We start from the raw sequence: 14478 nt of genomic DNA, 5'->3' as shown, positions 1-14478 counted from the left end.
GTACATGGACAAGATCACTTAATGACTTCAATGGCATTTACAGACTTAGCAAAAGAAATTATTGATGTTTACAAAAGAATTGATGAAAATAATAAATAATATAAGGTAAGAAGTTAAAGTAGTAATGATACTACTTTAACTTATACTATATAAAACTAGTTAGAAAACTAATCAAAATATTATAAAAGAAACAATCCATCCAATTAATAGTTAAAATTATGATAATTAGTAAATAAAATAAAGCATTATCTTAAAATGATAGAAGGAGAGATATATGAAAAAGAATGTGAGAGTGTTTGTTGCCGCAGCTATGGCTTTAACAGTTTTCGGATCTATTATTACACCGAATTTTAAGGCTAACGCAGCAGAGAAATTAATTAAAGGTGGAGATTTTGAATATTTAAGTTCTCAAGATATCCGTGTATATGATGGAGTATTAGAGGGATTAGAAAGTAATTCTTGGTATTCTAAGGGTGGCGGTAAAGTAAGTTATTCTGGTGCAAGTGAAAGTGAAAGATCTGGAATGTTACCTGAAAATAATGGTGATGCTTGGATTGGACAAATTGTAGATGTACAAAAAAATACTAATTATGTAATGACTGTTAAGGTTAGAAATTCTCTTCCAGGATGTGGACTAACAATAGAGGCTAAAGGGGTTTCTGGTAATGAGTTTACTGGAGATTTGGGGGTAGATTACACTAGCGGGAATGAATGGAAAGAAGTTACTATAAACTTTAATTCTGGAGAAAATGATAAGGTAATGCTAAGAGTATTAAAATATACTGAGAATCAGGATAATGATACTTATAAAGCAGCTACATATGTTGATGACTTAGGATTATTTACTAAGGATGATTATGAAGAACATATAAGTAAATTAGAAAAGAAAACAAAATTAGTAAACTATGTTAAGAATGGTGATTTTACAACTGTTAATAGCGAAGATTTAGTTAGAAATGGTGGAGACCAATATGCATATCCAGTTGGATCTTGGATTTATCAAGCATCTAATGATAATGTAGTAGAAATGTCAGAAGGATATGGAGAAAATTCAAAAGGTATAAAACTACCTGCTAACGATGGAAACACATGGGTGCGTCAAGTTGTTGAAGTTGAACCAAATAAAGATTATTTATTAAAAGTATACGTAAAACATGATGATGCTAATGCTGGTACTACTATTATTGCAAACGACATGCAATTTAGTGGAATAAATGAGGATTATGCAGGTGGTTCAACATGGAAGGAATACACTTTAGAATTTAATTCTGGTGATAATGAAAAAGCACTTATTGGAGTAGTTAAGTGGCATAGTGATGAATCTTCGCCTACATATACTAGTGCAGCTCAGGTTAGTAATGTACGTTTATATGAAAAAGAAAATTATCAACAAGTGAAAAAAGAGCAAGCACAAGAAGAAGCTGAAGCAGATAGAGCTAAGTATACAGAAGTTTGGCGCGATGATTTCAACACATTAGATTTAAATACTTGGAGATATGAATTAGGTTATAAACGTGGAACTGAAGAACAAGAATATGTTGATAGCAATGAAAATGTTTTCGTAGAAGATGGTAAACTTTACTTACGTGCAACTAAGAAAGATGAATACAAAGTAAAATATAAATATGATGCTACTGATCAGGTATTAAAATACAATTCTGGTAGTATTGAAACTTTTGGTGCAAAAGATGTACTTTACGGAAAAATAGAAATGAGAGCTAAATTACCTAAAGGTAAGGGTGCATTCCCTGCATTTTGGACATTAGGTTCTGATTTTACTCTTGATGGTTTAATTGATAGTAAACAAGGAACAGGATGGCCAATGTGTGGAGAAATAGATATTATGGAACTTATAGGTTATAATCCTGAAGTTAATGGAACAAGTGATAATTCTGTACATGGTACACTTCATTATGGATTTACAGAAGATGGGGATACTCCTCAAACATCTCATTATGATATAGGAGAGCCATTTAATAATGATTTCCATACTTTTGGAATTAACTGGACACCTGAATATATTGAATGGTATGTAGATGATTATGTTTATTCAAAGGTATATATTAGCGAATTAGATTATTTCCAAAAACCACATTATTTAAAGTTTAACTTAGCAGTTGGTGGAACATGGCCAGGTTATGCGGATGAAACAACACAATTCCCAATGGATTTTGTTATTGATTATGTAAGCTATAGCCAAACTAAAGAGCAAAGAGAAGCAGCAGAAGCTTATTATGCAAGTTGCCCGACAATTACTGGAGTAAAAGATATTACTATTAGTAATGAAAGTGAATTAACAGAATTATTAAGTAATGTTTCTGCTACAGATATAGATGGTAATAAATTAGAGGTTAGTTGTAGTGTTGAAGATGGAAGAACAAAATTATGGACAGGTAAAACAAGAACAAGTGAAATTGATTTTGACGTAGAAGGAACATATAACGTTACGTATACTGCTATTGGGGAAAATAATGTTCACACAAGAAAATATGCAAAATTACATGTTGTAAAATAATGTAGAGTAAAGGGGACATCTTATGAATAAGAAGAATAGAGTAGTAACAGGAGCTTTAGCTTGCGCAGTTGTAGCAACAGTTTTAGGGCAAGCAGCTTATACTCCACAAGCTAAAATGTATAGTGAATCAGATTTAAGCTCTTTTAAAGCTGTAACAGAACCTGCAGCATGGGGAGCAACACCAAATGAAGCTCAATTAAAGTATCATAATGATGAATTAGCGGCTTTTTGTCACTTTGGTATGAATACTTTTACTGATAAAGAATGGGGAGATGGTAAGGAAAATTCTTTTCTATTTGCTCCAACTGGAAATGTAGGAGAATATGCAAAATCATGGGTTAAAGCATTAAAAGATGCTGGATTTAAAAAGCTTATTGTAACTGCGAAGCATCATGATGGATTCTGTATTTGGCCTAGTGCATATACAGAGCATGATGTTGAAAACTCTCCTTATAATGGTGATGTTTTAGCAGAAATTTCAGCAGCTTGCACAGAAAATGACATGGACATGGGGTTATACTTATCACCATGGGATGTAAATGCTGAAAGTTACGGTTATTATGATGAAAAAGGAAATGCATTACTTGATGAAAAAGGAAAACCAGTAGATGGAATGACAATGGAAGAAGTAAAAGCAAAGGATGCTTTAGATTATAATGATTATTATGTAAATCAAATTACTGAAATTGTAACTAATCCCAAATATGGTAATGATGGTCGTTTCACTGAATGGTGGATGGACGGTGCCAAAGGTGAAGGTGGAGATGCACAAGAATATGATATGAATCGTATTTTAAGCACAATTAAAGAAAATGAACCAGGTATTTTAATTTTTGGTGGTGGAGTTGAAGGTGGAATTCACTGGATAGGAAACGAAAAAGGTATTGCAAGTAATAATACTTGGGCAAAAGTTGATTTAAAAGCAGATGGAAGTATGGCTGATGGATATAGTGAATCAGATGGATTTACTTATGGTATTCCAGAAGGGAAGTATTGGTCAGTACCTGAAAGTGATGTTAGTATCACTCCAGGATGGTTCTATCATGATGGTAATTTACCTAAGTCAATGTCTCAATTATCAAGCATTTACTTCTCAACAGTTGGTAATGGATCACCATTATTATTAAATGTTGCTCCAAATAAAACAGGTGATATTGATGGAACAATATATAGCCGTTTAAGAGAATTTAATAATGCTCGCACAGAGACTTTTAAAAATGATTTAACAATCACTGAAAATGCAGTTGCAACAGCTTCTAGGGTTAGAGGATTATCTGATAAGTATTCTCCAAATAAAGCAATTGATGGTGATAAATCAACTTATTGGGCTATGGATGATGAAGATAAAACAGGAACTGTAGAGGTAACATTTGATACACCACAAGAGTTTGATGTTGTATCTATTGAAGAATATATTGAAAAAGGGCAAAGAGTAAAAGAATTTAATGTTAAATATCTTGATACAGAGGGTAAGTGGCAAGATTTTGGTACTGGTCAAACTATAGGTGCTAAAAAATTAATTAGAACGAAGCCAGTAACTGCCACAGCTATTCAAGTTAATATTATTGATTCATTTGCTACACCATTAATTAGCGAAGTTGGTGTTTACAAGTCAACAGGGGGATTTGAAATAAATGATTCTTTACCAGAAGCTTACACTAAGTTTGGAGCTGAAGATGTACAATTAAAGAATGGACGTAAACCTGGTGATGATACTCAAGGATATAATTATGCATGGGAAAAACAAGCTGATGGAAGTTATACAAATATAGGTGAATGGGCAGCTGTAGAATATGAATTCATAGGTTCTTACTTTGCTTTAGTTGGTGCTAAGGGGCCAAACTATGGGGGATATGATATTTACGTAGATGGTAAATATGTAACATCTGGTAATGCTAGCAGTAATGAATATCAACCAAATCAAGTTCTTTACGAATCATCTACTCTTTCAAAAGGAAAGCATACAATAAGATTATTAACAACTTCTCCTGAAAGTAAGCCAGTTAACTTTAGTTATGGATACTATTTAGGAATTAATGATAATGGATTATTTGAAATAGAAAGAGATTCTTACCAAGTAAAAGAAGGAGATTCTTTAAGAGTTAAGTTAAAAAGAACTGGTGGAACTGAAGGCGAAGTAACCGTTCATGTTACTACTCCTCCAGGTATGGCAGTACAAGGACAATATTACGAAGATATCAATAATGTTGTTACATTCAAAGATGGTGAAAATAGCAAATATATAACAATAAAAACATACGATAACTCAAAAGTACAAGGTAATAAAGATTTCTACTTAGAAATTGATACACCAACAAATGGAGCACAAATTGGGTTAAAATATAGTGCAAGAATATTAATTGTTGAAGATGATATAAGATTAGAAGATGCAGTTAATAGAGTTAAGGGATTAAGTGAAAGTTGGTATAAAGTAGAAGGATGGCAAAACTTAGATAAAGAATATTTAAAAGCTAAAGCTGCATTAGAAGATAATTCTTTATCAGAAGATGAAAAAATAAAAGTTTCTAATAGTTTAATGGATGCTTATTCAAATCTTGAATCTATAGTTACTTATAGCAAGAGAAATCCAATGATCTTATCAACTGAACATGGACAAACTAAGATTGCCGAAAGTGAATTAGGAGTTTTAGATTCAAGCCATGAAAATATAGTTAATAATAGCTACTTAAAGATAGTTACAAATAGAGAATTCAGTAAGGGAAGACTTATTGATAAAATAAAAGATGGAAACACTATTACAATGCCAATTGAAACAACACATGCAGGGGAATATGAATTTGATTTCTCTTATAAAACAGCTGTTCCAATGACATTAAAGATTAGCGGAGAAGGAATTGAAGATACTGAAATAGGTTTAGAAGCTAGTGAAGAATTAACTAATAAAAAGGTTAATTTAAATATATCACAAGAAGGATTATCAAATATTGTCTTAACAGCAAGTGAAAATGGTGAATTAGCAATTGATAATATTTTAATAACTCTTAATGAGATAGGTAAATCTAAAATTACTGGTATTGAAATTGCAAAAGAACCAATTAAGAAGATATATGCTATAGGTGATGATTTAGATTTAGAAGGATTAAAAGTATTAGCTAAATATGAAGATGGTACTGAAGAGGATATTACTGATAAAATTACAGTAACTGGGTTCGATTCAGAAACGGCTGGAGATAAAGTAGTTACTCTACATTATGGGGATTTTAATGAATATTATACTATTACAGTAAAAGGTAAGAGTGATGATGTAATAGATCCAGAAAAACCAGAGAAACCACAGAATCCAGAAAAACCAGAGAATCCTGAGGTTCCAGTAACTCCTGAGAGACCAGCGGATAATAATAATGGAAATTCTAATGCTGGAAATAACGGTAATGTACAAACTGGCGATAGTTCAGTAGTAGGATATTTAATGGGAACAGTATTACTTTCAGGTGCTGCATTAGGTATTCTTAAAAGAAAGAAAAAGTAATTAAAAATTAACTAATATTGATAAATTAAGTTAAACTTTAATTTAACGATGGCCATGTGTAATATATTTTCACATGGCTTTTGTTATATAAAACATAGATTATAATATTTAAAGTTAACAACTTACTTAAATTTATTTAATTGAAGGTGATAAAATGAAAAAGTTAATCAAAAAAATATTAACTGGTATTATGTTAGTGGTATTTATATTATCATTAAATAATTTATATAAAATTTTTAATGAATATAATAATAATAAAGATACATACAAGGAAGTTTCTAACATAATTAAAAGTAATGAGGAGTTTCCTATAGGAAGTGAAGAGTATACTAAATTAAAAGAAATAAATGAAGATTATTTATTTTGGATATTTATTCCCAATACAAATATTAATTATCCTGTTGTAAAACCAGAAAGTAATGAGGAATATTTATATAAAAACTTTAAAGGTGAAGAAAATAAGGGTGGAAGTATTTTTATAGATTCTAGAGGTGCATTAGATGATGATAACATAATAATACATGGTCATAATATGAAAGATAAGAGTATGTTTGGAACACTTTCAAATTTGTTAAAATCAGAATATTTAAATGAGAATAAATATATATATATTTATTTAGAAAATAAAATATTACAATATGAAATATTTTCAACATATATAACTAATGGTGAAGATTTTCCTTATAAAAGTGAATTTAAAGACGATGATGAGTTTAATAATTATATAAATACTTCAATAAGTAAATCTATTAATAATTTAAATTACTTTGAGAATCGAAAAAGAAATATAATAACATTATCAACATGTACAAGCACTACAAAGGATGCAAGAACAATAATAAATGCTAAATTAAAGGATGTAAAATATTAACTCAATTATAGTAAGAATAGTTCTACAAAGGTATTAAATATAAATAATAAGCTATTTAATATAGGATATAGTGAAGAAAGAAAGATGATTTCTTTTAACTAGAAATCATCTTCTTATTTATGTTTATATTTTTAAGTTAGTTGATAATCATAAGCTTTAATTACATATTGATTTTATTTCTAAATTAAAGCTTTTCTAACATTGTTTTTAATATAAATGTAGAATTTTTAACTCCAATAGGTGTAAATTTTTCAAAGTCCATATGAGCTCCGTTATTAGCATTATCAGATATAGATCTAATAACAACGAAAGGTATATTATTTAAATAGCAAACATGAGCTATGCTAGCACCTTCCATTTCACAAGCTAATGCATTAAATTCCTTTTCAAGCCATTGAATTTTATCAAGTGAAGCTACAAACATGTCTCCTGATACTATTCTTCCAGAGAATGTTTTAAATTCAGAAGCTTCAGCACAAGCAGACTTTGCTGTTTCAACTAATTTAGTATCACATTTGAAATCAAAAGTATCAAGTCTTGGAATTTGACCCATTGGATCACCGAAAGCAGTTGTATCCATATCATATTGAACTAAGTTTTCTGCTATTACTACATCACCAGGATATATATCTTTACCTATACCACCAGCAACACCAACATTTATTACTGATGAAACATTATATTCAGATGCAAGGATTTGAGTGCATACAGCAGCATTAACCTTACCTATACCGCATACAACAGCAACAACATCATGTCCCCATAATTTTCCCTTATGGAATTTCATTCTTGCCTTTTCTTCAACAGTTTCTAACTTCATGTCTTTTAAAAGAATTTCTAATTCTTCAGACATAGCACCTATTATTCCTAAAATCATTTTAAATCCTCCATATAAGTATATAATTTATATAAATTTACTTAAAATATATTATATACTGACATTCAATTAATTAATAGCAAATTTAATAGTAAAATTCAAAACAAAGAAAACCGATAGAATTACTTGTATTAATTTCGCTTGAAATATATAATAGTCTCAATAAGAAAAATGTACGAAGGAGAATAAATATATGCCATTAAATGAATTTTGCAGAACAGAACTACTTATAGGTGAAGAGGGAATAGAAAAATTAAATAATTCTAAAGTAATAGTTTTTGGAATTGGGGGAGTAGGAAGCTTTGTAGTTGAAGCATTAACAAGAGCAGGAGTAGGAAATTTAATTTTAGTAGATAATGATACAATATGTATATCTAATTTAAATAGACAAATACATGCTACACAGTCAACAGTAGGAAATATAAAAGTTGAGGCTATGAAAGAAAGAGTATTGTCTATAAATCCTAATTGTAATGTTGAATCAAAACAAGAGTTTATTACAGCAGATAATATAGAAGAAATAATTCCAAGAGATATAGATTATGTTGTAGATGCTATAGATACAGTAACATCAAAGTTAGCATTAGCAGAATATTGTTATAAAAATAATATTAAATTAATTGCTTCTATGGGAACTGGAAATAAAATGGATCCTACTCAGTTTAGAGTAACTGATGTATTTAAGACTAAAGTTTGTCCTCTTGCAAAAGTTATGAGAACAGAGTTAAGAAAAAGAGGAGTTAAAAAATTAAAGGTTGTATATTCAGAAGAAATACCAATGGTTCCTAATAAGGGAAAATCAGTTCCATCTCAAAAAAGACAAACACCAGGAAGTATATCATTTGTTCCACCAGTAGCAGGAATGATAATAGGTGGAGAGGTAATTAAAGATTTAACTGAATTAAATTAATATAATTTTTAAAATTTGTAAGAATACTAGGCTACTATTTTAAATAATAAATATAGTAGCCTAATTTATTTAAGAAACTTTTAGTATTATGTTATAATTTTTTCCTGTTAAGTTAAATAAAAGGTCTTTTAATGAATTTTCAGTGTTAGTAATAGCTTGATTATAAAATTTTGAGGTTTTCATTTTAGCTGTAAATACACTATTTAGATTTTGATAGATAGAATTTAATTCTTCAGAAGAAAATTTTAAATCTCCAAATCTTAAAAATCCCAGTTCAGTGTCAGAATATATAGTTTTGCTTTCATCAATATCTATACTAAATATATCTATTTTAGGAATTGTTATATAAATTTCTTGAGTAGAATTATTAATTTCAAAATTAGATTTAGATAAATTAGAAAAATCAATGGAGTAGGAGCAGTTTGCAAAAAAGGTTACTTTTTTGGACTTTTTAAATATATCTAAATTAAAGTAAGTATTATCTATTGTTAATGTTTCTGATAACTCGACTTCTAAAGGTATTAATTTATTTACATTTCTTATTTCATTTATTAAAGTATCATCAGATAAAATATTAGATGATTCAATTTTATAGGAATGAAAATAAGGAAGTAGTTTTTGAAATTTACTAGGATATTTGAAAAATAAAATTAATAGGCAGAAAATTAATAAACTAAGTAAGTATAGTAATAATTTATGAAGTTTAAATTTGGACTTTTTCTTGTATAAAAAAATAGTAATCCCCACCTTGAAGCATTAGTATATTAAATTCATATAAATAAAATATATTAAAGTAAATATAGTGATATTCCATTAAGTAATATTTTTACTTTTAAAGTAAAGTTAGTTGAGTTTTATATTAATTTATTTGTATAATAAAATTAACTGTAATTGTATTTAGGAGAGTTGGTATGGATAATCAAAAGGAAGTAAATATAGAGCTTATTAAGGGTACTTTAGATGACTATATAGTTAAGGATAAAGATAAAATTGTAATAGGAAGATTTACTATAACTGAATTAGATAAGGAAAATAAAAAGTGTAATTTAAAGTTAAAGTTTTATAGGGAAGATAACTATGATTTATTAAAAATTACATTAGATTGTATTCTTAAAGCCGTATTTAAGGATAAAAATATATTTAAGGCTAATGTGGTAGTTAGTGAAAATATTAATTTAAAGCCATTTTTAGATAGTGGATTTACATTAGAAGCAATTTTTACTGACAATATATTTACAAAGGGAAATTTCTATGATGAATTAAGCTTTGGAATAAATAGAAATGAATATTTAAATGCAGGAAGAAGTAATGTTGTAGAAATTGAAGGTAATAATATTTTAATTAGAAATTTTACTCCAGATGATGCACAAGAACTATTGGAGTATTATTTAAGAAATAAGGATCATTTAAGAGATTTTGAACCTGTAAGAGATGCAAGTTTTTATACCTATGAAACACAAAAGGAGATCTTATTAGAAAGTTATAGACAGCTTATGACTGGAACTGGAAGTGATTTAGGAATATATATTGGTGATACACTTATAGGTAAGGCTAAAATTTCTAGTATAGTTTATGGTGTGTTTAAGAGTGGTATATTAGGATATTCTATAGACAAGAAATATGAAGGAAAAGGTTATATGAAGGAAGCTATAAATTTAGTATTAAATTACGCTAAAGAATATTTAGATTTACATAGACTAGAAGCTTCTGTTTTAACCACTAATGAAAGGTCTAAAGGTGTTTTATTAGCTTGTGGTTTTGAAAAAGTGGGTATTAATAAAAAGTATTTATATATAAATGGTAAATGGCGAGATCATATCACTTTTTATAAAATACTTTAATATTTAAGAGGTGATTAAAGTGGGGGTTAAATTAAAAGGAGATAGTACCGTTATTAAAGCTTTAAATAATAACATGGTACTTGTAAAGGATAAGGGTATAGAGAAAATTATTTTAGCGAGAGGGATAGGGTTTAATAAAAAGTCTGGAGATATAATTAGTGAGAATATAGATATAGATAAAATATTTTCAATTGAAGATGAAAAAAATCAAATGAATCTAAAAGAAGTATATAATAGAGTTGATGGAGAATTTGTTGCTGTTTGTGAAGAGGCAATAGCTGAAATATGTGAAGAGTTAGGTGAGGAGTTAAATGAATCAATTCACATTGGTTTAATAGACCATTTAGCTTTAGCTATGAAAAGATTAAAAAATAAAGAGGAAATAAGCAATCCTTTTATTGTAGAAATAGAAACCTTATATAATGTTGAATTTGAAATGGCAAAAAAAATTATAAAAAAGATACAGCGTAAATATAAAGTTAAATTTCCACAAGGTGAAATAGGATTTATTACTTTGCATATACATTCAGCGAGAAAAGGAAACAAGCTATCTAATACTATTACGTATAGTTATTTAGCTAATAGGATAGTTTCGTGTATAGAAGGTGCATTTGACTCTAAAATTAATAAAAAATCTTTAGATTATGCTAGGTTTTTAGCTCACATAAGATTCACTATTGAAAGAATATTAACTGATACAATATTAAATAATGATTTAATTGATGTAATAAAAAAATCTTATCCTCAATCTTATGAAATTGCGGAGGAATCAGCAAGAATAATTGAAGAGACTTTAAATAAAAAGGTTATAGAAGATGAAATTGCATATATAACAATGCATATAGAAAGATTTCGAGTTTCTATGAAAAAGAAAAAATAGCTAGGAATGTTATTCTTAGCTATTTTTTAAACTTATTAAACTTCATAGTTAACAACTATATTTTGACCAGCAACAACAGAACCAGATTCAACTGGAGTTACTGATTTAGCGGCATCAACATTTGTTACTAAAACTGGTGTTGCAAGAGATAATCCTTTTCCTAAGATGAAGTCTCTATCAATTTTGATGATAGGAGTACCAGCTTTAACTTTTGTACCAGCTTCAACTAATTGTTCGAATCCTTCTCCATTTAAACTTACAGTATCAACACCAATATGGATTAATAATTCTAGTCCATTTTCTAATGTCATTGCAAATGCATGCTTAGTTTTGAATACTAATGATAATTCACCATCTGCAGGTGCAACGATAGTATCACCTGTAATCATTATAGCAGCACCATCTCCAGCCATCTTTCCAGCAAAAACTGGATCTGGAACTTCTGATAGTGGTATTAAGTCACCAGTAGCAACTGCCACTAATGCATTCTTTGGACTTTCTACTGTAGTTGATTCTACATTGTTTGATTCTGATTTACCAAATAACTTTTTAAAAAAATTAGCCATGATATTTCCTGATAATTCAGGATTCACATCCTTTCTAAAATAAGTTTACACAATTTATATATAATATATATAGGTAATAAAATAAAAAGGCATAAGCATATCTTTTAGATAAAGATTAACTTATGCCTGATTTAACAGTAACACGTTTCTATTAAAATTATATATATACTAAAATAGTATGTCAATAAAAATAATAAATAAAAAAAATGATGAAAACGTTGACTTATGTAGCAATTATATACTATAATGTAATTGTAAAGTAAATAACGTTTAAATTATGAGGCGTGCAACCATAAAGATGGGCATTAGCTGAAAAGGATATTCTATATTCTTTTCAGCTTTTTTTGTTACAGAAATTATTTTAATTATTATATGTCCGTTTCATAAATTAAACAAAATAAAAAAATAAGGGGGACTTTACTATTATGATGAAGTATTTACAAAAACTAGGTAAATCGTTAATGCTTCCAGTTGCTTGTTTACCTGTAGCGGCCATTTTAATGGGTATAGGGTACTGGATTGATCCAACGGGTTGGGGAGCAAACAATGTTGCTGCGGCGTTCCTAATCAAAGCTGGTGGAGCATTAATTGACAACATGGCAATTCTATTTGCAATTGGTGTTGGTGTTGGTATGTCAGATGATAATGATGGTACAGCTGGATTAGCTGGTCTTGTTTCATGGTTAATGATTACTACTTTATTATCAACTGGTGTTGTAGCTATGTTAAAAGGTGTGGATGTTTCAGAAGTACCAGCGGCATTCGGAAAAATTCAAACACAATTTATTGGTATATTATCAGGGTTAATAGGTGCAGCTTGTTATAATAAGTTCAAAAGCACAAAATTACCTGCTGCTTTAAGCTTCTTTAGTGGTAAGAGATGTGTTGCTATAGTAACAGCAGGAGCTTCACTTGTTGCAACATTAATATTATTCTTTGCATGGCCTGTAGTATACGGAGGATTAGTATCATTTGGTGAAGCTATTATTTCTACTGGATCAATTGGAGCTGGTATATATGCATTCTTCAATAGATTATTAATTCCATTTGGTCTTCACCATGCATTAAACTCAGTATTCTGGTTTGATGTTGCTGGAATTAATGATATCGGTAAGTTCTGGGGAACTATGGAAGGTGGAATTCTAGGTCAAACAGGTATGTATATGACTGGATTCTTCCCAGTAATGATGTTCGGTTTACCTGCAGCAGCTTTAGCTATGTACCATACTGCTAAAGATAATAAGAAGAAAGTTGTAGCTGGTTTATTATTAGCATCTGGTTTAGCTTCATTCTTCACAGGGGTTACAGAACCATTAGAATTCGCATTCATGTTCTTAGCACCAGGATTATATGTAGTTCATGCTGTATTAACAGGTATATCTGCTGCAGTTTGTGCAATGTTACCAATAAGAGCTGGATTTAACTTCAGTGCAGGTTTTGTTGATTGGTTCTTAAGCTTTAAAGCACCATTCGCTGAAAATCCACTTTGGTTATTAGCTATTGGTTTAGCATTTGGAGTAATTTACTATGTAGTATTTAGATTTGCTATTACTAAATTCAACTTAAAGACTCCAGGTAGAGAAGATGATGATGATACTGCTGGAGAAATGGATGTTAAACTTTCAAATAACGACTTTACAGCTGTAGCTGAAACTATATTAAAGGGTCTTGGTGGAAAAGAAAATATAGTTAGCATTGATAACTGTGTAACAAGATTACGTTTAGAAATCAAGGATTATGCAGTAGTAAATGAAAAATTAATTAAATCTGCAGGTGTTGCTGGAATAATTAGACCAAGCAAGACAAGCATTCAAGTAATTGTAGGAACACAAGTACAATTTGTTGCAGATGAATTAAAAAAATTATGCAAGAGCAAAGTAAATCAATAATTTCAAGAAATAAATAATAAGTTTTTAATAAAGTCATACAACTATTTAATATGTTGTATGGCTTTATTTTATATTGTAGAAATAATAATGAATTATATAATATTAGTAGTAGATTAATTTAAATCAAAGAATATATAAATATAAAGAAGATAAAATATATACATATATATATATGTAGAGATAAATAGAATTTATAATAATTACAAAAGTGAATAAAATCAATTAACTCATCCTGGTGTATCAATGTAAGAAAAGTAAAGGATAATGGTGAAAAATGTAGTAATTAAGGAATAAACATTAAATATAGTGTATATAAGTAATGGGGGGATAATATATTGTGGTATTATAAATCTTGTCCTGAGAGACAGCCGATAAGTCAAATGGCTAAGTGGCAAGTGCAGTTAACAAAAACAACAAAAAAATGTTGAAAAAAGATGTTGACATAAAAGTTTCTCAGTGATAAGATAAGGAAGTCGCTTCGGTGCGACAGAGTAAATGGTCTTTGAAAATTGAACAGAATATAGTTAAAGTAAACCAGCAATTCTTTTGAGAGTCTTAAAACAAGACTCAAAGTAATTTGAGCAAATGATTAAACTTTTTAGTGAGAGTTTGATCCTGGCTCAGGACGAACGCTGGCGG

The 14478-nt window shown here is 29.1% G+C and carries 11 protein-coding genes; 8 read left to right on the top strand and 3 right to left on the bottom strand.

What is annotated here, in order from left to right; genetic code table 11:
• The 4 genes from I4V51_RS19065 to srtB all read left to right on the top strand — a co-directional run.
• Positions 1-99: PTS lactose/cellobiose transporter subunit IIA (locus I4V51_RS19065; RefSeq protein WP_195990021.1), on the top strand; the 99-nt coding region annotated here is incomplete at its 5' end.
• A gap of 175 nt (positions 100-274) precedes the next feature.
• Positions 275-2515 (top strand): glycoside hydrolase family 16 protein, encoded by a 2241-nt coding sequence (locus I4V51_RS19060; RefSeq protein ID WP_195990020.1) that lies wholly within the window; start codon positions 275-277, stop codon positions 2513-2515.
• Between the two features lie 22 nt (positions 2516-2537).
• Positions 2538-6005, top strand: coding sequence for an alpha-L-fucosidase (locus tag I4V51_RS19055; protein WP_195990019.1), 3468 nt, complete (start codon positions 2538-2540; stop codon positions 6003-6005).
• A gap of 154 nt (positions 6006-6159) precedes the next feature.
• Positions 6160-6876 (top strand): class B sortase, encoded by a 717-nt coding sequence (gene srtB, locus I4V51_RS19050; protein WP_195990018.1) that lies wholly within the window; start codon positions 6160-6162, stop codon positions 6874-6876.
• Positions 6877-7060: 184 nt separating this feature from the next.
• Here the strand turns inward: srtB and I4V51_RS19045 are convergent, their stop codons facing one another.
• The gene (locus I4V51_RS19045) at positions 7061-7753 is read right to left on the bottom strand and encodes a 5'-methylthioadenosine/adenosylhomocysteine nucleosidase (RefSeq protein WP_195990017.1); all 693 of its coding nucleotides are present in this window, start codon (positions 7751-7753) and stop codon (positions 7061-7063) included.
• 193 nt (positions 7754-7946) lie between these two features.
• Here I4V51_RS19045 and I4V51_RS19040 point away from each other — a divergent pair, with 193 nt between their 5' ends.
• The gene (locus I4V51_RS19040) at positions 7947-8663 is read left to right on the top strand and encodes a tRNA threonylcarbamoyladenosine dehydratase (protein ID WP_195990016.1); all 717 of its coding nucleotides are present in this window, start codon (positions 7947-7949) and stop codon (positions 8661-8663) included.
• 69 nt (positions 8664-8732) lie between these two features.
• Here I4V51_RS19040 and I4V51_RS21275 read toward each other — a convergent pair whose 3' ends face one another.
• A complete protein-coding gene (locus I4V51_RS21275) occupies positions 8733-9410 on the bottom strand; it encodes a DUF4230 domain-containing protein (RefSeq protein ID WP_195990015.1) in 678 nt (225 codons plus the stop codon).
• Between the two features lie 164 nt (positions 9411-9574).
• On the opposite strand from I4V51_RS21275, the gene I4V51_RS19030 reads away from it, so the two are divergent.
• A complete protein-coding gene (locus tag I4V51_RS19030) occupies positions 9575-10504 on the top strand; it encodes a GNAT family protein (RefSeq protein WP_195990014.1) in 930 nt (309 codons plus the stop codon).
• 19 nt (positions 10505-10523) lie between these two features.
• Entirely contained in the window at positions 10524-11384 is an 861-nt protein-coding gene (locus I4V51_RS19025; protein ID WP_195990013.1) for a PRD domain-containing protein, read from the top strand.
• Between the two features lie 35 nt (positions 11385-11419).
• Here I4V51_RS19025 and I4V51_RS19020 read toward each other — a convergent pair whose 3' ends face one another.
• Positions 11420-11950 carry a PTS glucose transporter subunit IIA gene (locus I4V51_RS19020; protein WP_195990012.1) on the bottom strand — a complete coding sequence of 177 codons (531 nt, stop codon included), beginning with the start codon at positions 11948-11950 and terminating at the stop codon, positions 11420-11422.
• A 425-nt stretch (positions 11951-12375) separates the two neighbouring features.
• Between I4V51_RS19020 and nagE the strand changes: the two genes are divergently transcribed.
• A complete protein-coding gene (gene nagE, locus I4V51_RS19015; RefSeq protein ID WP_195990011.1) occupies positions 12376-13839 on the top strand; it encodes an N-acetylglucosamine-specific PTS transporter subunit IIBC in 1464 nt (487 codons plus the stop codon).
• The last annotated feature ends 639 nt before the right edge of the window (positions 13840-14478 follow it).

Origin of the sequence: Clostridium sp. D53t1_180928_C8, assembly GCF_015667795.1 — a bacterium.
Lineage (GTDB): Bacteria > Bacillota > Clostridia > Clostridiales > Clostridiaceae > Clostridium.
Note: the sequence above shows the minus strand (reverse complement) of the source record. Positions and strands in the feature narration are given on the sequence as shown.